Genomic DNA, 19,112 nt, shown 5'->3' with positions numbered 1-19,112 from the left:
GGGGGAGGATTGGTTCAGCCATTCTTCGGCGTCACGTCGCCGGCCTTGACCGGGGCGCCGTCGAACTGGTCGGCGTAGGCGGGGTTAAGCAGGGCGCGGAAGACGCTCTGCGGCAGGGCGATCCAGTAGGGGCCGTCGGAGTAGGGGCCGATCTGATACGGCCCCAGCAGGAAGGTCACGCCCCCCGCCTTGCCCGGCGTCGCGCCCGGCGTCAGGACGAACGGTGTCGAGACGGCCTTGGGGCAGGTCCACATCTTGCCGTCCAGGGTCGCGGCCTCCGAGCCCGGCGAGCGGGCCTGTTTGGCGGCGTTGGCGGCGACGCACAGGGCCTTGTCCAGGACCGACAGATCGGCCCCCGGCCGGAACAGGTCGCCGAAGCCCAGCCGCTTGTTGGTCGTCTTGTCCCAGATCACGGCGTCGAAGCTGGTGTTGGGATGGGCGCCGCCGGTGAACTCGAAATCGGTGCGCGCCAGGCTGACCAGCTTTCCGGTCTCGGCGCCCGGCGCGAAGGCGATGGTCTTTTCGTAAGGGTTCGGGCCGCCGCCGGCCTCGCTGAGATCGGCCTGGGCGCCTTCCTCGAACTGTTTCAAGTCGCGCACCGTGTCGGCATAGAGGGCGGCGTGCAGGGCGGGCGTGGTCTTGATCGCCTGCGGCAGGGTCAGTTTGACGGCGGCATAGGGGGTCTTGCTGTCATAGCCGACGGGGGTGTTCGACACGGCCGGCGCAGCGGCTGGAGCCGGCGCGACCGGCGCCTGGGCCTTGTCTTCCTTGCGCTGGCAGGCGGACAGAGATGCACAAAGCGTGGCGGCGACAGCGGCGGACAACAGCAGGGTGCGGGCGGTGCGCGACATGGGAAACTCCATCATCGGGGGATCACAGGGAGATCGAGCCAATCGCGATGGCGGCCAGCAGGATCAGACCGGCCTCGCGATTGGACTTGAACAGTTTCAGCGCCAGGGCGCCGTCGTTGCGGTCCAGCCGGATGACCTGACACGCCAGGTGGACGACGTAGATCACCAGACAGAGCCCGAAAAGCGGCCCAAGCCCCGCGGCGAGGCCGGTCAGGGCGGCAAGGACTACTGTCAGGCCATAGAAGACCGCCACGCCCGGCCGCACGGCCGAGGCCAGGCGGCGGGCCGAGGATTTCACGCCGATCATGGCGTCGTCCTCGATGTCTTGCAGGGCGTAGATGGTGTCGTAGCCCAGGGTCCAGAAGACCCCGCCGATCCACAGCAGGACGGCGGGAATATAGGCCTGCCACGCCAGGGCGATCGCATGGCCGCTCTCGCTTGCGGGCGACCACAGGAACGGCCGAAACTCGCCGGCGAGATCGGCGGGCAGCAGCAAGGCGGCCGCCGCCAGCGGCAGGGCGGCGGCGAACCCCATCAGGGCGCCCCAGTTGAACGTCAGGCCCAGCCAGGCCTGGGGCCACCAGGTGATCCGCTTCATGAAGGGATAGGCCGCAACAAGGCCCAGCGACCCGACGCCCAGCAGAATGGCGACGGTCGGCAGGGTCAGCAGGATCAAAAGGCTGATTAGGCTGCATCCCACCACGAAGGCCCAGGCCTGTTTGACCGAGATGCGGCCCGACGGAATGGGGCGCTGGGCCGTGCGGGCGACCTGAGCGTCGAAATCCCGATCGACGATATCGTTGAAGGCGCACCCGGCCGCCCGCATCAGACAAGCGCCGATGCCGAAGCCGATAAACAGCCACAGATCATAGAGATCTGGCGCCTGCCGATACTGCGCCAAAGCCAGGGCGATCCCCTGCCAGCCGGGCAGCAGCAACAGCCAGATGCCGATGGGCCGATCGAACCGACCCAGCTTCAACCACGGCTTCAGCCCCTCCGGCGCATGCCGATCCACCCAGTTGGCGCCGGCGTCGGGGAGGGGAGCGAAAGTCATGCGGCTGACTTAGCGCGAAGGGGGCGAGGGGTGAAGGCGTCGCCCCCCGTTTCGAAGGATGGCGCATGAAAAAGGGGCTGGTGGATCAGCCCCTTTTCCGTCGGTGATCGGTGTGACCGTCAGTCCTGATAGACGTCGCCAGAGCCGGAGACGGTGCTATTCAGGTTGGCGGGGCGGGTGGCCAGGGCCACGTCGCCGGAGCCGGCGATGGCGACCTTGACGTCGCCGGTCGGGGCGATGCGGGCGTCGCCGGAGCCGGCGATGTCCACCCAGGCGTCGCGGGTCGCCAGGTCGCCCAGGGACGCATCGCCCGAGCCGGCGATGTCCAGCTTCAGCTCGTCGGTGCGGCCCGAGGCGGTGACCTCGGCCGAGCCGGCGATATCGAGCATCAGCGACGGCTGGTCATAGCCGGTGATCTGCAGGTCGCCCGAACCCTTGGTGTTGAAGCGGTTCACCTTGGGCGCGGTGATGACGACCTTCAGCTCGTCGCGCTCGGAGCGGGCGGAGAAGTTGCCGTTGTCCCAGCCGAACACGACCCGCTCGTCGCCGTCGCCCAGATCGAGGCGGCCGTCGACCAGCCGGACCCGGTCGGTCAGACCCTTGGGCCCCGTGATGACGACGGTGTTTGCGTCGCCTTGGACGTATTCGACGTCGATGCTGGAATCGACGGTCAGGGTTTCGCCGCCGGTCCAGGCGAGGGTGCGGGTGGTCAGGGGACCGAGGTCGTCGGTCCCGCCGCCCTTGACCCGCTCGAAGCGGATGGTCTCGCCGTCCTGGTCCTTGATGGTCCAGGCCCAGCCGTGGCGCTGGAGGTCGTGGCCGCCGATCGCCAGCGCGCCGCCGACGGTGACCAGGCACAGCCCCAGGGCGGCGCCGGCGATGATGAACAGGGTGCGGATCATGCCGAGACTCCCGAGGTCGAGGTGGATTGAACGCTGGTCGGCTCAAGCGCCGGCTTCAGCAGGCGGTAGTGCAGGCGGGCGAACCAGACGACGCCGTTGACCAGCCAGATGGTGAAGATGGTCAGCAGGGTGCCGATGAAGACGGCGCCGGCCATCAGGCCCAGCCCCATCAGGATCGCCGCGAACGGCCCGCCGGGGAAGCCGGCGAAGGGGCCGGCGACCATGATCACGCCGCCGCCTATGAACAGGCCGATGGCGGCGAGGAAGAAGCCGAACACGGTCCCGATCACGCCCATCAGCAGGGGCAGAAGGATCAGGATGTCCAGCGCCCCCAGGCCCAGGACAGCAAAGACGGCGCCGGCGGCGGCGGAGAAGTTCTTCTCCTGATGCCAGCGCTGGATGCCGGCTTCCGCTTTCAGTTCGCGAGCTAGGCGGACCGGATCGCCGAGCGCAAAGGCGACCTCGGCCTCGGTGCGGCCGGCGGCGATGCCGTCGTCGAAGTGGGTCTGATAGTCGGCGATGATGTCGTTGGCGGTCGTGGTCGGCAGGCCGACGAGGCCTTCCTTCAGACGATCGATGAATTCGGCGCGCGTCATTGAGCGGCTCCCTGATCGGCGTCGTTCGCCACGATGGCGTCGACGGCCTTGGTGAAGGCGGACCATTCGGCAGTCTGGGCGGCGAGGGCCCCCCGGCCCGCTTCGGTCAGTCGGTAGTATTTGCGTGACGGCCCGGCGGAGGATTCGACCAGATAGGTCTCGACCTGTCCTTCGGACTGCATGCGGCGCATCAGGGGGTAGATCGTGCCTTCCCCCATATCGATCGCGTCCGAGAGGCGGCTGGCGATCTCGTAGGCGTAGCTGTCCGCCCGATTCAGAAGGGCCAGGACGCAAAGCCCCAACACGCCCTTCTTCAGCTGTATCTCGATAGTTTCTGGCACCTCGGCTCTCCCGTTGATGACAATTGACTACGACAAGGTATCTTGTGACGCAAGGTAGCTATCGAAACATGACAACGATTTAATCGAGGCCGGCTGAAGGCGGCTTTGCGGCCTGAGCGCCGTTGATCGCTTGGCAAGCCGAAAGCGATCCGATAGGTGACCGAGAACGCCGGGCGTGGGAATCGCACCAGCGTGATCTCTTGCGAGCCATTCGCAAGTATCTGCTGCATAACGGTTTTATGGGGAAGTCTCATATGGGGATGGGCAAGCGAGCCCAAGGGACGTTGAAGAAGGCCGCGACTTGCGCGTCCTCCATCGTTCTGGGCGCCGGACTGGCGATGTTCGCTGCGGCGCCGACGTGGGCGCAGGACCTGATGGGTCAGCCGACCCCGGGCGGCATCACGCTGCAACCGGCGGCGTCGCCGCTGAAGCATGATGCGCACTTCTTCCACGACGTGATCCTGATGCCGATCATCACGGCCATCACCCTGCTGGTGCTGGGCCTGCTGGCGTGGATCGTGTTCCGCTACAACAAGAAGGCCAATCCGACGCCCGCGCGCTGGAGCCACAACACCACGATCGAGATCATCTGGACGGTGCTGCCGGTGCTGATCCTGGTCTTCATCTCCCTGTTCTCGTTCCGCCTGCTGTTCGCCTATCACGACATGCCGTCGCCGGATCTGACGGTGAAGGTGACCGGCAACCAGTGGAACTGGGCCTATGAGTATCCGGACCAGGGCGTCGCGGAGTACATCTCCAACATGCTTCCGGAAGAGGAAGCCAAGGCCAAGGGCGTGCCCTATCGCCTGGCCGCGACCGAGCCGATGGTCGTGCCCGTCGGCAAGACGGTGCAGCTGGTCATCACCGCCTCGGACGTCATCCACGCCGTCGCCCTTCCGGCGTTCGGCCTGAAGACCGACGCCGTTCCCGGCCGCATCAACACCACCTGGTTCAAGGCCGAGCGCACCGGCGTCTTCTATGGCCAGTGCTCGGAACTGTGCGGCGTCGACCACGCCTTCATGCCGCTGGAGATCCGGGTCGTGACCCAGGCCCAGTTCGAACAGTGGATCGCCTCCAAGGGCGGTTCGATGACGCCCAAGGTCGCCGCGCCCGCCGCAGCCGCTGCTCCGGCCGCAGCCGCGCCTGCGCCCGCCGCCGACGCTGCGACCCCGGTCGCCGCCCCCGTCGGCGCCACCGCCGACCAACCCGTTCCCGCCGCGGCGTCCGCCGCGCCGGCCGCCCAGTAAGAGGCGAACAGAGACACATGGCTGACGCTACCGTAACCCGCGACGCGACCCACATCGGTCACGCTCACGACGACCACCATCACGACCACAAGCTGGGCTTCTTCACCCGCTGGTTCCTGTCCACCAACCACAAGGACATCGGCACCCTGTATCTGATGTTCGCCATCATGGCGGGCATCGTGGGCGGCGCCCTGTCGGGCCTGATCCGCTGGGAACTGGCCGAGCCGGGCATCCAGATCTTCAAGGAAGGCTCGTCGATCCAGCTGCTGGGTCTCGTGGAGCAATCCAAGCACGGCTATAACGCCGTCGTCACGGCCCACGCCCTGATCATGATCTTCTTCATGGTCATGCCCGCCATGATCGGCGGTTTCGGCAACTGGTTCGTGCCGATCATGATCGGCGCGCCGGACATGGCCTTCCCGCGCATGAACAACATTTCGTTCTGGCTGCTGGTCGCCGCCTGGTGCCTGCTGATCCTGTCGATGTTCACCGACGGCGGACCGGGCAAGGGCTTCGGCGGAGGCTGGACGGCCTATCCGCCGCTGTCGACCACGGGCCACGTCGGCCCCGCCTTCGACCTGGCCATCTTCGCCCTGCACGTCGCGGGCGCCAGCTCGATCCTGGGCGCGATCAACTTCATCACCACCATCCTGAACATGCGCGCGCCGGGCATGACGCTTCACCGGATGCCGCTGTTCGCCTGGTCGGTGCTGATCACCGCCTTCCTGCTGCTGCTGTCGCTGCCCGTGCTGGCCGGCGCCATCACCATGCTGCTGACGGACCGCAACTTCCACACCCACTTCTTCGATCCCGCCGGCGGCGGCGACCCGATCATGTACCAGCACCTGTTCTGGTTCTTCGGTCACCCGGAAGTGTATATCCTGATCCTGCCGGGCTTCGGCATCATCAGCCACATCGTCTCGACCTTCAGCCGCAAGCCGGTGTTCGGATATCTGGCCATGGCCTACGCCATGGTGGCCATCGGCTTCGTCGGCTTCATCGTGTGGGCGCACCACATGTACACGGTCGGCATGAGCATCAATCTGCGCGCCTATTTCATCGCCGCCACCATGATCATCGCGGTGCCGACGGGCGTGAAGATCTTCAGCTGGATCGCCACCATGTGGGGCGGGTCCATCAGCTTCAAGACGCCCATGCTTTGGGCGATCGGCTTCATCTTCCTGTTCACCGTCGGCGGCGTGACCGGCGTGGTCCTGTCGAACGCCGGCATCGATTACAGCCTGCACGACACCTATTACGTGGTGGCGCACTTCCACTATGTGCTGTCGCTGGGCGCCGTCTTCGCCATCTTCGCGGGCTTCTACTACTGGTTCGAGAAGATGTTCGGGGTGAAGTACAACGAGTTCCTGGGCGCGACCCACTTCTGGATCATGTTCGTGGGCGTGAACCTGGTGTTCTTCCCGCAGCACTTCCTGGGTCTGCAGGGTATGCCGCGTCGCTACATCGACTATCCGGAAGCCTTCACCCTGTGGAACCACGTCTCGTCGATCGGCTATGCCGTCACCGTCGTCGGCGTGATCGTCTTCCTGATCATGCTGGTCGAAGCGGCGATCCGTCGTCGTCCGGGCGTCGCCAACCCGTGGGGCGAAGGCGCCACGACCCTGGAGTGGACCCTGTCGTCGCCGCCCCCGGCCCACCAGTTCAACGAACTGCCGGTCATCAAGGCGGAAGAGCACTAAGCCTTTCCAGAGATATGAAATCGAAGGCCGCTCTTTCCGTCGGAAGGGGCGGCCTTCTTCATTTGGGTATGCTATGCGGCCCTCACCGATGACCGAAGTTCAGACCCGCCCCGCCATCTCGACCGCCCAGCCGGAGGATTTCTTCCAGCTGCTGAAGCCGCGCGTGATGTCGCTGGTGGTGTTCACCGCCGCGACCGGGCTGATCGTCGCGCCCGGATCGGTCAATCCGCTGGTCGCGGCCATCGCCATCCTGTGCATCGCCGTGGGCGCCGGGGCGGCCGGGGCGCTGAACATGGCGCTGGAAGGCGAGACCGACGCCCTGATGCGGCGCACGCGCGGCCGGCCGGTCGCTGCGGGACGCGTCCGCAAGAACGACGCCATGGCGTTCGGCGTCATCCTGAGCCTGTTTTCGGTCATGCTGCTGGGGATGAATGCGAACTGGCTAGCGGCGGGTCTGCTGGCCATGACCATCGTCTATTACGCCGGCTTCTACACCCTGCTGCTAAAGCGCCGGACGCCCCAGAACATCGTCATCGGCGGGGCGGCGGGCGCCTTTCCGCCCGTGATTGGCTGGGCGGCGGCGACGGGCCATGCGCCGTGGCAGGCGTGGCTGCTGTTTCTGATCATCTTCCTGTGGACCCCGCCGCACAGTTGGGCGCTGGCGCTGTATTCGGCCGGCGACTACGCCAAGGCGGGCATTCCGATGATGCCGGTGGCGCGCGGGGCCAAGTCCACGCGGTTGCAGATCCTGCTCTACACCCTGGTCTTCGTGCCGGTCGCGATCGCCCCGGCCTTCGCGGGCCTGGGCGGGATCGTCTATCTGGTCGTGTCGGTCGCGGGCGGCCTGGGCTTCCTCGGCCTTTCGGTGCGTCTCTATCGCTCGCGCGCGGGTGACGAGCCGGACAAGGCCGAGGCCGTGGGACGCGAGGCCGCATTGTATGACGTCAAGGTCCAGGCCAAACCGGCGCGGGACCTGTTCGCCTTTTCCATCCTCTATCTGATGGCGCTGTTCTCGGCGTTGCTGGTCGAGGCCCTGTCCGGTCTGGGAGCGTAAAACCATGCGTCTGACGCCTGAGGAACTTCGCGCGCGCAAGCGTCGCAACGTCTGGATCGCCTCGGCGCTGGTGGCCTTCATCGTGCTGGTTTTCGCCACCACGGTGCTGCGCCTGCAACAGAATCAGGCGGCCGAGCGGGCGCTGGCGACGGCGGTGGAGACGTCCCAGCCATGAAGGCGGGCCGCAAGAATCTGATCGCCATCATCTGCGTCTTCGGCGTGATGGGCATGACCGGGGCGGCGTTCGCGGCGGTGCCGCTCTATCGGATGTTTTGTCAGGTCACGGGCTTTGGCGGCACGACGATGAAGGCCGACAAGGCCTCCGACACCGTGCTGGACGAGACGGTGATGGTGCGGTTCGACACCAATGTGCGCGGCGTGCCGATGACCTTCCGCGCCGAACAGTCGACCCAACGGGTGCGGATCGGCGAGACGGGCCTGGCCTATTTCGACGTGACCAACACCTCGGACAAGCCGATCCAGGTGCGCGCCAGCTACAATGTCTCGCCCGAGCAGACGGGGCCGTATTTCCAGAAGCTGCAATGCTTCTGCTTCACCGACCAGACGCTGGCGGCGGGCGAGACGCGCCAGTTCCCGGTCCAGTATTTCATCGCCCCCGAACTGGCCACGGACCGTGAGGCCAAGGGCGCGCGCGACATCACCCTGAGCTACACCTTCTATCCATCCGTGGACGCGCCCAAGGCGTGACCATGAGACCGGGCGTGGACTTTCCCGGCGTCGGCTGCGGCCTGGTGATCCAGCGCGCCGACGGGCGGGTCTTGCTGTGCAAACGGCTGAAGGCGCCCGAGGCCGGGTTCTGGAATATCGTCGGCGGCAAGGTCGACCTGATGGAACGCTCCATCGACGCCGCGCGGCGCGAGGCCGAGGAGGAGAGCGGGCTGACGATCGGCGCCGTCGATTTCCTGTGCCTAGCCGAAGAGATCATTCCGGCCGACGGCCAGCACTGGGTGTCGCTGATCTATGTCACCCGGGACTTCGCCGGCGAGCCGACGCTGACCGAGCCGGACAAGCTGTCGGAGATCGGCTGGTTCGCGCTGGACGACCTGCCCCAGCCGCTGTCGGCCTTTTCGGCCAAGGCGTTCGCGGCGATGAACGTCTGATCACACGGCGCCGTTCGCGTCGGCGCGCGTTTCCTCTCCAGGTGCACGCTGCACGCCGAGACGGAGACGGGATTTGCGCGGTCTGGATTTCACCAACTGGCACAGTCTGCTGCTGACCCTGGTCGGGCTGGCGCTCGTGACGCTGATCGGCATGGGCATCCGGCTGGTGATGATGTTCACCATCCAGCAACGGCGCGAGCGGATGAACCGCCAGATCAACGAACGACTGAAGACCCTGATCGCCGCCTACAAGGTGCTGGGCGGGTCGTTCACCGGCGACCTGACCGTCGATCCGACGCACAAGCGCGACCTGAGCCGCCGCAACGTCTCGCAAGGCGGGGCGGGACTGGATCTCAGCGCCGAGGCGACGGCGGGCTCGGACCGGACCCGGCGCATCCGCGACGCGGTGGAGGCCAGTCTGGCGGATATCATTCTGCTGGGCACCGAAGAGCAGGTGCGGCTGGCGCAGCAGGCGGCGCGCGAACTGGTCGCCGGGCGGCCGGTGCGGACGCATGATCTGGTGGTTTCGCTGCGCGACTTCATCCGCCATGCGCTGGACCTGGCGCCCGTGCCGACCGGACCGGACATGCCCTTGCAAGGCCCGGCGCGCCCGTCCTCGACCGGAGGCCGCGGCTCAGGCGCCGGCGCAACGGGCGGCCGTGGCGGGGGCGGGGGCGGGATGGGCGCAGGGATGGGCGCTGGCATGGGGGGAGGGGGAATGGGCATGGGCGGCGCATTGGCCGACAGTCCGGACGACCCCGCCGATGCCATGGCCCGCAAGGGCTGAGCCCCGCCCGCATGCCCGAACAAGGCGGAAAGACGGCGTGGCTCTGGCGTCGGGGAAAATCGAACGCTATAGCCGCTATAACAACCGACTCTGGCCGACGAAGAGACGCGATTCATGGCTGACGCCCACGCTACTCCGCAGCACGACTACCACCTGGTGGCGCCCAGCCCCTGGCCGCTGGTGTCCTCGGTCGCTGCGACCATCATGTTCATCGGCGCGGTGATCTGGATGAAGGGCCTGGCCCCGGCGGACGGCGGCCCGATCGCCGCCAACTTCCTGGCCGAAGGCAAGCCGGGCGTCTTCTTCGCCGGTCTGGCCGGCGTGCTGATCTCGGCCTTCTGCTGGTGGGCGGACGTCATCAAGGAATCCAAGGCCGGCGACCATACGCCGGTCGTGTCGCTGGGCCTGCGCTACGGCATGATCCTGTTCATCGCATCGGAGGTGATGTTCTTCGTCGCCTTCTTCTGGATGTTCTTCGACATGGCGCTGTTCCATGAATCGCGGGCGCTTACGCCGGAAGTCGGCACCTGGGCTGACACCGCCAAGGCCTGGTCGACCTGGCCGCCCAAGGGCGTCGAGGTCCTGTCGCCGTGGCAACTGCCGCTGCTGAACACCGTGACCCTGCTGCTGTCGGGCTGCACCGTCACCTGGGCCCACCACGCGATCCAGGTCGGTGACCGCAAGGGCGCCAAGCTGGCCCTGATCATCACCGTGGCCCTGGGCGTGCTGTTCACCTGCGTCCAGGCCTATGAGTACAACCACATCCTGCACGAGAAGCTGTTCTTCAACGAAGAGGCCGTGAACTCGGGCCTGTACGGCTCGATCTTCTTCATGGCGACGGGCTTCCACGGCTTCCACGTCCTGATCGGCACCATCTTCCTGGCGGTCTGCCTGATCCGCCTGCTGAAGGGCGACTTCACCCCGCAGAAGCATTTCGGCTTCGAGGCGGCCGCCTGGTACTGGCACTTCGTGGACGTGGTCTGGCTGTTCCTGTTCGCCTTCGTCTATGTCGTCTTCGGTTGATCCAAGACGGCCCTGAAGACATCGCAGCGGCGCGGGACGAGCCATCGTCCCGCGCCGTCGTCGTTTCCGATACGCCGGTTCGCTGGGCGCTGCGGGGGCGCTGTCCCCGGTGTGGCCAGGGCGCGCTGTTCGCAGGCTTTCTAAAGGTGGCGGCTGGCTGCACGGCCTGCGGTCTGGACTATTCCACCATCCAGACGGGCGACGGCCCCGCCAGCTTCATCATGCAGATCGCCGGCTTCATCGTCGGCTTCTCGGCCCTGTTCGTCGAAATCAAATACCACCCGCCCATGTGGGTGCATCTGATCGTCTGGCTGCCGCTGGTGGTGGCCCTTTCGCTGGCCCTGATGCGGCCGGGGCGGGGACTGATGATCGGGCTGCAATATCGGAACCAGCGATGAAGCGTTTCCCGTGGATTCTGACCGTGCTGACGGTGCTGGGCCTGATCCTGCTGATCGGGCTGGGCGTGTGGCAGGTCGAGCGGCTGAAGTGGAAGGAAGGGCTGATCGCGGCGGCCGATGCGGCGGCGGCGAAACCGCCTGCACCGCTGGAGCAGGTGTTGGCGGAAGGTGATCTGGAGTTCAGGAAGGCGTTGATCGTCTGTCCGGGCCTGGCCAGCGCGCCCTTTGTCGAGCTTCAGAGCATCCATGACGGCGAGGCCGGGGTGCGGTTGATCTCGGCATGCAAGCCCGCGGGGGCGGATTTCACCCTGCTGGTCGATCGCGGCTTCGTCGGCGACGGCGTGACGGCGCGTCCGCGCGTGGTCGAGACCACCCTGCCGCTGGTCATGGTCGGAGAGTTCCGCACCTTCGACAAGCCGGGCGCCATGAGCCCCGCGCCGCGCGATGGTCGCTTCTACGCCCGCGACACGGCGGCGATGGCCAAGGCGCTGAACGTCACCGGGCCGGTCCGGCCCGAGGCGGTGTTCGCCATCACCGCCGTCAATCCCGAGTTCCCGGCGCTGAGGCCCTCCGCGCCGCCTGCGGCCTTTTCCAACAACCATTTCGGATACGCCCTGACGTGGTTCGGACTGGCGATCGCGCTTGCGGGTTTCTATGTGGCCCTGCTTCGCCGTCGAATGAAGAAAGACATCTCCTGACTTCTTCTCTGCACACCCTGTCCAACGGCGTTCGCGTCATCTGCGATCCGATGCCGGGGCTGAAGACCCTGGCCGTCGTCGTCACCGTCAAGGGCGGGGCGCGGTGGGAGCCGCTGGATCGATCCGGCTGGTCTCACCTGCTGGAGCATCTGGTGTTCAAGGGCGCCGGCGACATGGCCGCGCGCGAGATCGTCGAGCGGATCGAGGCCGAGGGCGGCACGATCAACGCCTCCACGGGTTATGAGCGGACCAGCTTCGAGGTGCGGGGGTTGGACGGCTCGCTGCCGCTGGCCATGCAGGTGCTGTCGGACCTGGTGTTCCGGCCCACGCTGGACCCGGCCGAGATCGAGCGCGAGAAGGATGTGGTGGCCCAGGAGATCGCCGAGGCCTTCGACACGCCCGACGACCATGTGTTCGAGATGGTGCAGACGCGCGCCTTCGCCAAGCAACCGTTGGGCCGTCCGATCCTGGGCTCGGTCGCCAGTCTGAAGCCGGCCGACAAGGCGTCGGTCGAGGCGTGGCGCGCGCGGCTGTATTCGCCCGACCGGATGGTGGTGTCGGTCTCAGGCGCGGTGGACGAGACCGAACTGCTGGCCCTGGCCGAGCGCTGGTTCGGCGATGCGGTCGCGACGCCGGCCGATGCGCCCGCGCCGGCCGCCTTCGTCGGCGGCCATGCCAGGCTGACGCGCAAGATCGAACAGGCCAATCTGGTGTTCCAACTGCCCGCCCTGTCCGCGACCGATCCGGCGCTGTCGGCCATGCGGCTGTTCGGCGAGATCCTGGGCGGCGGCATGGCGTCGCGCCTGTTCCAGAGCGCGCGCGAGGAGCGGGGCCTGGCCTACGCCATCGACGCCTATCAGGAGCCGTATGAGGATACGGGCGTGCTGGGCATCTACGCCGGGGCGGCGGCGGATCGAGCAAAAGAGCTCGCCGAGGTCTCGGCGGCCGAGGTGCGGGCCCTGGCCGAGGTCGGGCCGACCGAAAAGGAGCTGTCGCGGGCCAAGGCGGTGATGAAGGCCGGCCTATGGATGTCGGACGAAAACCCGATGAGCCGGGCCGGGCGCAACGCCGCACAAACCCTGATCTTCGGCGCCCCGCGCGCCAGCCTGTCGATGACCGAACAGCTGGAAGCCCAGACGATCAAGGACGTGCGCGCCGTCGGCGGCCGGGTGCTGGCCTCAGGCCAGGCGGCCAGCGCCGTCCTGGGCCCGAAGTCGGCCGCACCAGCGGGCGAAGCCTTCGCGGCGGCCCTGTTCGGGGGCTGAGGGAACGCGGCGGCGCGCGGATCGGTTATGCTGGCGCTTGAACCCGTCCAGTCCGGAGACCTTTCATGACCGTCCGCGTCGCCCTGATCGTCGGCAGCCTGCGCAAAGGCTCCTATTCGCGCACCATCGGCATGGAGATGAAGGCTTTGGCCGAGCCAGGACTGGAGATCGAGCCGGTCGAGATCAGCGACCTGCCGCTCTATGATCCCGACCTGGAGACCGACAATCCGCCGCCGGCCTGGGAGCGGTTCCGCGAGGAGGTGGCGACGACCGAGGCGGTGCTGTTCGTTACGCCCGAATACAATCGCTCCATTCCCGGCGCGCTGAAGAACGCCCTGGACGTCGGCTCGCGCCCCTATGGCCACAGCATCTGGCAGGGCAAGCCCGCCGCCATCGTCAGCGTCTCGCCCGGCGCCGTCGCGGCCTTCGGCGCCAACCACCACCTGCGCCAGCCGCTGGTGTTCCTGAACATGCCCACGATGCAGCAGCCCGAGGCCTATATCGGCAATGTCGCCGACCTGCTGGACGAGAACGGAAAGCTGAAGAAGGACGACACCAAGGCCTTCTTGAAAAGCTTCACCGACGCCTTCGCCGCCTGGATCGACAAGACGAAGGCGTGAGACCGTTTTACGCTGTCGGAATGACGGGGTGGAATCAATGAATGACTCAGAGCGGAAGCGATGGGGCAGCCCCTTACGAAAGCGGGCCTTCTACGCCGCTCTCGCAGCCCTGTTTCTGGTCGCCATAATAAGTCTCGCGCGAGCGGTCATCTGACGCTTCCCATCTCTGGTGCAGAGACCGTCTTCAACCGTTAGCAGATGTTCGAAACAGCGTTTCCGCTATCTAACCGAGCCCGGAATTGAAAACGGCGGCTCCGTGAGGAGCCGCCGTCGCCAGTTCAGCCGTGAGGCTGAAATCAGCCGATGGTTTGCAGCTGGCCAGCCGATTCCTTGCCCGAACGCTTGTCGCGTTCCAGCTCGTAGGAAACCTTCTGGTTTTCGTCCAGGCCGCGCAGGCCGGCGGCTTCGACAGCCGAGATGTGAACGAAGACGTCCTTGCCGCCGTCTTCAGGCTGGATGAAGCCGTAGCCCTTGGTGGCGTTGAACCATTTGACAGTGCCGGTAGCCATTTTGAGACCTCCGTTAGAAATTGACCGAGGGAACGTCCCTGCGGCCTGTCGGGTCTGAATGGGAGCGGCCTTGACTCGTGCGTTCGCAGAGAGAGTGGGCGTTACGCAGAGAGATCGACGAGCCCTATGTGCGCAGATATTGGCTGTGGATGCAAGCTTGGGGCGACGGGTCCGAAAATCCAATGATCGGAACGGTTTAGCTTGGGGTGCGTTACCGAACAGCACGAAAGGCCATCCCCATGAACCGCACCCACGTCGTCGAGCGCGCCTATCAGCTCGCCCGCACCAACGATTGTCTGAACACCGGCGACGTCGTCAAGGCGCTGTCGGGCGAGGGCTATTCGGGCGCCGAAATCTCGCATTTCCAGGGCAGCTCGATCCGCGCCGACCTGAACCGCATCTGCAAGATGCCAAAGCCCGAAGCCGCCTGATCCCTAATGCGCGCCGGCGCCCTCCGGCAAATGCATCTTCTCGAACCGCCCCACCCGCGTGACCAGGGTGCGGGCGGCGTCGTTCATGCCCGTGACCTGCACGTCCGCGCCCTGACGGCGGTAGCGGAAGACGACCTTGTCCACGGCGGCGACCCCGGTCAGGTCCCACAGATGGGCGTCGCTGAGATCGATCTCGACGCGTGTGGGATGACCATGATGCTCGAAGCTGGCGGCGAACAGATCGGCCGAGGCGAAGAACAACTGGCCTGACACGTGGTAGCGCAGAACGCCCGGTTCCGGCGTCGGAACCTCGGTCACGGCGATGGTCTTGCCGACCTTGCGCATGAAGAAAATCGCCGACAGCAGCACGCCCAGGATGACGCCCTTGGACAGGTCGTGGGTGGCGACGACCGTCACGGTGGTGGCGATCATGACGATGGACGATTGAAGCGGGGTGGAGCGCAGTTTCATCACCGAGGACCAGTCGAAGGTGCCGATCGAGACCATGATCATGACGGCGACCAAGGCGGCCATAGGGATCCGGGCGACCCAGGTCTGAAGCGCCAGCATCAAAAACAGCAGGAACAGCCCGGCCCACAGGGTGGACAGACGCCCGCGCGCGCCCGAGGTGACGTTGATCATCGACTGGCCGATCATGGCGCAGCCCGCCATGCCCCCGAACAGGGGCGACAGGATGTTGGCGATCCCCTGGCCGCGCGTCTCGCGATCCTTGTCCGACGGGGTGTCGGTGATGTCGTCGATCAGGTTCGCGGTCAGCAGGCTTTCCAGCAGGCCGACGAAGGCCAGGGTCGCCGAGATGGGCGCGATGATGACCAGCGTCTCCCACGTCAGCGGGACGGCGGGCAGGTGGAACATCGGCAGGCTGGTCGGCATCTGGCCCATGTCGCCGACGGTGCGCACGTCCAGCTTCAGCACGATCACAAGGGCGCTGATGGCGATGATGGCGACCAGGGGCGAGGGCACGGCCTTGGTGATGCGCGGAAAGCCGTAGATGACGACCAGGGCCGCCGCGACCAGGGCGTAGGTGATCCAGCCCCGACCGATCAGCTCGGGCATCTGGGCCAGGAAGATCAGGATGGCCAGGGAGTTGACGAAGCCGGTCATGACGCTGCGGCTGACGAACTTGATGTAGCGGCCCAGCTTCAGCAGGCCGATGACGATCTGGAACACGCCGCACAGGATCGAGGCGGCGAACAGATATTCCAGCCCGTGGTCGCGCACGAGCGTGACCATCAGCAGGGCCATGGCGCCGGTCGCGGCCGAGATCATGGCCGCCCGCCCGCCGACGAAGGCGATGGTCACGGCGATGACCACGCTGGCGTAGAGGCCGACGGCGGGATCGACGCCGGCGATGATGGAAAAGGCGATGGCTTCGGGGATCAGGGCCAGAGCCACGACGGTCCCCGCCAGAAGATCGCGGCGAGGATTGGCGAGCCATTGCTGGCGCGCGGAGGCGATGATGGACATTTCAGGATTTCATCTGGATGAGCCTGACCGACGTTTCGGTTTCCGGCGGCTCGGTTTCCCAGCGGATCGGCGGCGGGGATAGCCACCCGTCGCCTGCGAACAGGGCCGGGTCCAAGGTGATGGCGCCCTGATGCGATGTTGCGCCGCAAAAAGCAAGCGTGGCGGGAACGACCGCTTACAGGTCGTCATTCCGGGGCTGAGCGTCAGCGAAGATCCCGGAAGCCAAGGGGACGGCCCTGATATGCCGCGTCATGGACCTGCGCTGGGGTCCTGGGTTCCGGGTTCGTCCTGCGGACGCCCCGGAAAGACGGCGAGGGGCGAGGACGGCGCTGCGTCAGACTAGACCGTTCATCGCCGGCGCCTCGGCGGCGCTGCCGGGAAAGACGCGGGCGTCCAGCGCGGCGCGGTCGAGGCCCATGTGATCGCGCAGCACGCCCTTGAAGACTGAACGGATGTCCAGGGTCGGGGCTAGGTCGCGGTTCTCAAACAGGCGGTTGTCGGCCAGGGTCGGCCAGTCGCCGATGGGGCCGCCGCGCTTGACCGCACCGCCCGCCAGCAGAAGCGACGAGCCGGTGCCATGGTCAGTGCCTTGCGTGCCGTTGGCGCGGGCGGTGCGGCCGAACTCGGTGGCGACGATGACTGCCGTGCGCGACCAGGTCTCGCCCAGGCCGTCCTTCAGGCCCGTGACCAGTTGATCCAGGCCCGTCAGCCGCGTCTGAAGCTGGGCGCGCTGGCCCGCATGGGTGTCCCAGCCGTCCAGCGAGACGGCGACGATGTCGGCGCCCTCCGGTCCGGTCATCAGCTTGGCGACGGCCTGGCCCAGGCCCTGGACGTCGTTGCGACGCAGGCGTTGGTCGCCGCTCTCCATGCCGACCAGTTGCTCGGTCGCGAGACCCCGCGCCAGGTTCTGGCCCAGCATCGGATCCTCGACATAGAGGTCCTGAAGCAAGGAGGCGATGCGGTCGCCGTCGCGCACCAAACCGCCGGGCGCCCAGCTGGACACCGGCGCGTCGCCGCGCAGGATCAGCGGGGTCTGGGCACCGATCGACAGGCCCTTCAGCGACGTTCCGCCGGCCGCGACGATGGCGCGGTTCAGCCAGCCGTCGGACTGTTGGCGCAGACCTTCGCCGCCGTTCTCCAGCACGTCCTGGGCGTCGAAGTGCGAGCGGATGCGCACGGGCAGGGCGACGGCGGGGGCGAACCGCATCTGGCCCTGACCATAGAGGGCATGCAGGCCCGCGAGCGCCGGATGCAGGCCGAAACCTTCGCTCAGGGCCAGGGCGCCGTTCGCCTCGCCGGGCGCGGCGATGGCCAGACCGCCGCGCAAGGGGACGTAGTTCGGATCGGCGTAGGGCACGGTGACGGACAGGCCGTCCATGGCGCCGCGCGCGATGACGACGACCAGCTTGTTGGCAGGGCCGTTGGTCTGGGCGGCGACACGGCCGGCGAAGGCCAGGCCGAGCCCGGCGGAAGCGGCGGCCAGCAGATGGCGGCGGTTCAAGTTGAGGTTTGCTTTGGGGGCGGTCATCGGCGTTGGAACTCCGGCGACATGAACAGAAGGGTGAGGGCCTCGGGCCGGCTTTCGGCGCGGGCGACGGCGAGGCGGGTGCGTTCGCCGAGGCGCGGGCCGAGGGCGGCTGCGGCGACCGCGTTTGGATCGCTCGCCTGCGCCAGATCGGCGGCGGTGCGCGACCAGTTCAGCCGTTTGACCAGGGCGTCGGGGCCGGCCCAGTCGGCGGCCGTGTCGGGCCAGCCCTCGGGCGACGGGGGCGCGAACGGCGGCTGGCCCATGTCGAGCAGGGCCTGGCGCAACGGCTGGATCCGCTGCGGTCGCGTGCCCAGCGCGCGGTTGGCCGAGACGATGAAGTCGTACGGCGTCTTGATCTTGGCCGGCTGGGGCGTCCAGGTCTCGGGCGCCTCGACCAGGGCGCGGGCGACCTGGGCCAGGTCGCCGCCGGAGCCGGTCCAGGCCGTTTCCAGCCGTGCGACCAGAGCGGGCGGCGGATCGTCGGCGACGAAATGAGCGGCGAGACGGCGCGACAGGCGTTTGCCCGTCGCCGGATGCCGGGCCAGGTCTCGCAGGATGGCCTGACCCTGGGCCAGGCCTGCCGCCGGATAGGTCTTGCCCATCACCGTACGGGAGCCGGGTTCGTGGACATTGGCGCGGAAGACGAAGCCGTCGGGACCGGGCTCGGCCTGGGCGGCCATGTTGCGCGCGCGGCGCGGACGCTTGGGCTGACGTTGATCGCGGGCGGCGGGGATCGACCAGCCGGTCAGGGCGCGCGCCAGTTCAGTGACATCGGCCTGGGTGTAGCCCCCGTCAGCGCCGACCGTGTGCAACTCCATCATCTCGCGGGCCAGGTTTTCATTCAGACCGGCGTTGCGGCGCGCGCCGGCCATGCTGTCGGGACCGACCGATCGGGCCTGATCCAGATAGAGCAGCATGGCGGGATGCTGTTCGGCGGCCAGGACCAGATCCTCGAACCGGCCGAAGACATGGGGGCGGATGGCCTCACGCTCGTACTGACCGACGAAGGCGCCGCTGGCGAATTTGGCGGCCGAGACGGTCAGGGCGTTCGACCAGAACAGGGCCCAGCGCTCGGCGAAACCGTCGTTGGTGGTCGCGCCGAGCTGGGCGCGGGCCAGGAACTCCTGCGCGGTGTCCTGGGTGATGTCGCGGCGGGCGGCCTGACGGGCTTCGCGCCGGGCGACGGCCTGCGGATCGGCGGCGTCCGGCATACCGAAAGCGGGGGCAGGGGAGGGTGCGGCCTCGGCCGTCGCCGGAGCGGCGGCGCGTCGGTCGAGGCGGACTAGGCCGGCGTCGCTCTGATAGTCGATGTATTGGGCGACGCGTTCGGCGGTGTCGGCGAACTGGCCCGAAGGCTGTGGCGCGCCTTGGGGACGAATCTGGGCAGTGGCCCAGCCGCGCGGATCGGCGGCGACGCGGTCGATCTCGCCAGGCCGGGCGCCCAGCCCCAGGCGGGTCAGGGCGACGGCGGCGTCGGTCGGTGATGAAGCCATGGCCTT

At 67.2% G+C, this 19,112-nt stretch carries 22 protein-coding genes and 1 other annotated feature; of the genes, 13 read left to right on the top strand and 9 right to left on the bottom strand.

What is annotated here, in order from left to right:
* Positions 1 to 14 precede the first annotated feature (14 nt).
* The 5 genes from KAK88_RS15095 to KAK88_RS15075 form a co-directional block, all read right to left on the bottom strand.
* On the bottom strand, positions 15 to 851 hold the full coding sequence (locus KAK88_RS15095; protein WP_242077253.1) for a DUF3298 and DUF4163 domain-containing protein: 837 nt from the start codon (positions 849 to 851) through the stop codon (positions 15 to 17).
* Positions 852 to 873: 22 nt separating this feature from the next.
* On the bottom strand, positions 874 to 1,905 hold the full coding sequence (locus KAK88_RS15090) for a UbiA family prenyltransferase (protein ID WP_242077252.1): 1,032 nt from the start codon (positions 1,903 to 1,905) through the stop codon (positions 874 to 876).
* Positions 1,906 to 2,024: 119 nt separating this feature from the next.
* On the bottom strand, positions 2,025 to 2,807 hold the full coding sequence (locus tag KAK88_RS15085) for a GIN domain-containing protein (protein WP_242077251.1): 783 nt from the start codon (positions 2,805 to 2,807) through the stop codon (positions 2,025 to 2,027).
* Positions 2,804 to 3,403, bottom strand: coding sequence for a DUF1700 domain-containing protein (locus tag KAK88_RS15080; protein WP_242077250.1), 600 nt, complete (start codon positions 3,401 to 3,403; stop codon positions 2,804 to 2,806). Before KAK88_RS15080 ends, KAK88_RS15085 begins: the two co-directional genes overlap by 4 nt.
* Positions 3,400 to 3,744: a PadR family transcriptional regulator gene (locus tag KAK88_RS15075; RefSeq protein ID WP_039244893.1), complete on the bottom strand. Its 345-nt coding sequence runs from the start codon at positions 3,742 to 3,744 to the stop codon at positions 3,400 to 3,402. Before KAK88_RS15075 ends, KAK88_RS15080 begins: the two co-directional genes overlap by 4 nt.
* A gap of 260 nt (positions 3,745 to 4,004) precedes the next feature.
* On the opposite strand from KAK88_RS15075, the gene coxB reads away from it, so the two are divergent.
* From coxB to KAK88_RS15015, 12 genes are all read left to right on the top strand, one after another.
* Positions 4,005 to 4,991, top strand: coding sequence for a cytochrome c oxidase subunit II (gene coxB, locus KAK88_RS15070; protein WP_165118813.1), 987 nt, complete (start codon positions 4,005 to 4,007; stop codon positions 4,989 to 4,991).
* A 17-nt stretch (positions 4,992 to 5,008) separates the two neighbouring features.
* Positions 5,009 to 6,691 (top strand): cytochrome c oxidase subunit I, encoded by a 1,683-nt coding sequence (gene ctaD, locus KAK88_RS15065; RefSeq protein ID WP_017505719.1) that lies wholly within the window; start codon positions 5,009 to 5,011, stop codon positions 6,689 to 6,691.
* Between the two features lie 88 nt (positions 6,692 to 6,779).
* On the top strand, positions 6,780 to 7,745 hold the full coding sequence (gene cyoE / locus KAK88_RS15060; protein ID WP_242077249.1) for a heme o synthase: 966 nt from the start codon (positions 6,780 to 6,782) through the stop codon (positions 7,743 to 7,745).
* 4 nt (positions 7,746 to 7,749) lie between these two features.
* Positions 7,750 to 7,920, top strand: a complete 171-nt coding sequence (locus KAK88_RS15055) for a hypothetical protein (RefSeq protein ID WP_017505721.1) — start codon at positions 7,750 to 7,752, stop codon at positions 7,918 to 7,920.
* Positions 7,917 to 8,453 carry a cytochrome c oxidase assembly protein gene (locus KAK88_RS15050; protein WP_017505722.1) on the top strand — a complete coding sequence of 179 codons (537 nt, stop codon included), beginning with the start codon at positions 7,917 to 7,919 and terminating at the stop codon, positions 8,451 to 8,453. The genes KAK88_RS15055 and KAK88_RS15050 overlap by 4 nt, the downstream gene beginning before the upstream one ends.
* Before the next feature lie 2 nt (positions 8,454 to 8,455).
* Positions 8,456 to 8,866: an NUDIX domain-containing protein gene (locus tag KAK88_RS15045; protein WP_242078614.1), complete on the top strand. Its 411-nt coding sequence runs from the start codon at positions 8,456 to 8,458 to the stop codon at positions 8,864 to 8,866.
* Positions 8,867 to 8,939: 73 nt separating this feature from the next.
* Positions 8,940 to 9,653, top strand: coding sequence for a hypothetical protein (locus tag KAK88_RS15040; protein WP_242077248.1), 714 nt, complete (start codon positions 8,940 to 8,942; stop codon positions 9,651 to 9,653).
* A gap of 114 nt (positions 9,654 to 9,767) precedes the next feature.
* Positions 9,768 to 10,676 (top strand): cytochrome c oxidase subunit 3, encoded by a 909-nt coding sequence (locus tag KAK88_RS15035; RefSeq protein ID WP_017505724.1) that lies wholly within the window; start codon positions 9,768 to 9,770, stop codon positions 10,674 to 10,676.
* The gene (locus tag KAK88_RS15030) at positions 10,673 to 11,074 is read left to right on the top strand and encodes a DUF983 domain-containing protein (RefSeq protein WP_242077247.1); all 402 of its coding nucleotides are present in this window, start codon (positions 10,673 to 10,675) and stop codon (positions 11,072 to 11,074) included. Before KAK88_RS15035 ends, KAK88_RS15030 begins: the two co-directional genes overlap by 4 nt.
* Positions 11,071 to 11,772 carry an SURF1 family protein gene (locus KAK88_RS15025; protein WP_242077246.1) on the top strand — a complete coding sequence of 234 codons (702 nt, stop codon included), beginning with the start codon at positions 11,071 to 11,073 and terminating at the stop codon, positions 11,770 to 11,772. Before KAK88_RS15030 ends, KAK88_RS15025 begins: the two co-directional genes overlap by 4 nt.
* A gap of 50 nt (positions 11,773 to 11,822) precedes the next feature.
* Positions 11,823 to 13,037, top strand: coding sequence for a M16 family metallopeptidase (locus tag KAK88_RS15020; RefSeq protein ID WP_242077245.1), 1,215 nt, complete (start codon positions 11,823 to 11,825; stop codon positions 13,035 to 13,037).
* A 65-nt stretch (positions 13,038 to 13,102) separates the two neighbouring features.
* On the top strand, positions 13,103 to 13,657 hold the full coding sequence (locus tag KAK88_RS15015) for an NADPH-dependent FMN reductase (RefSeq protein ID WP_242077244.1): 555 nt from the start codon (positions 13,103 to 13,105) through the stop codon (positions 13,655 to 13,657).
* A 296-nt stretch (positions 13,658 to 13,953) separates the two neighbouring features.
* Here the strand turns inward: KAK88_RS15015 and KAK88_RS15010 are convergent, their stop codons facing one another.
* A complete protein-coding gene (locus KAK88_RS15010) occupies positions 13,954 to 14,166 on the bottom strand; it encodes a cold-shock protein (RefSeq protein ID WP_017505731.1) in 213 nt (70 codons plus the stop codon).
* A 239-nt stretch (positions 14,167 to 14,405) separates the two neighbouring features.
* Between KAK88_RS15010 and KAK88_RS15005 the strand changes: the two genes are divergently transcribed.
* Positions 14,406 to 14,597 (top strand): hypothetical protein, encoded by a 192-nt coding sequence (locus tag KAK88_RS15005; protein ID WP_017505732.1) that lies wholly within the window; start codon positions 14,406 to 14,408, stop codon positions 14,595 to 14,597.
* A gap of 3 nt (positions 14,598 to 14,600) precedes the next feature.
* On the opposite strand, the gene KAK88_RS15000 is transcribed toward KAK88_RS15005, so the two are convergent.
* The 3 genes from KAK88_RS15000 to KAK88_RS14990 form a co-directional block, all read right to left on the bottom strand.
* Positions 14,601 to 16,085, bottom strand: coding sequence for a SulP family inorganic anion transporter (locus KAK88_RS15000; protein ID WP_242077243.1), 1,485 nt, complete (start codon positions 16,083 to 16,085; stop codon positions 14,601 to 14,603).
* Between the two features lie 52 nt (positions 16,086 to 16,137).
* Positions 16,138 to 16,201 (bottom strand) — a sequence feature (sul1 is cis-regulatory element that is thought to sense ions involved in sulfur or methionine metabolism; They are found in Alphaproteobacteria).
* 218 nt (positions 16,202 to 16,419) lie between these two features.
* Positions 16,420 to 17,613, bottom strand: a complete 1,194-nt coding sequence (locus tag KAK88_RS14995) for a DUF1501 domain-containing protein (protein WP_242077242.1) — start codon at positions 17,611 to 17,613, stop codon at positions 16,420 to 16,422.
* Positions 17,610 to 19,106 carry a DUF1800 domain-containing protein gene (locus KAK88_RS14990; RefSeq protein ID WP_242077241.1) on the bottom strand — a complete coding sequence of 499 codons (1,497 nt, stop codon included), beginning with the start codon at positions 19,104 to 19,106 and terminating at the stop codon, positions 17,610 to 17,612. Before KAK88_RS14990 ends, KAK88_RS14995 begins: the two co-directional genes overlap by 4 nt.
* Between the last annotated feature and the right edge of the window lie 6 nt (positions 19,107 to 19,112).

Source organism: Brevundimonas diminuta (genome assembly GCF_022654015.1).
In the GTDB taxonomy this organism is placed as follows: domain Bacteria; phylum Pseudomonadota; class Alphaproteobacteria; order Caulobacterales; family Caulobacteraceae; genus Brevundimonas; species Brevundimonas diminuta_C.
This window is presented reverse-complemented; position numbering and strand designations above follow the sequence as displayed.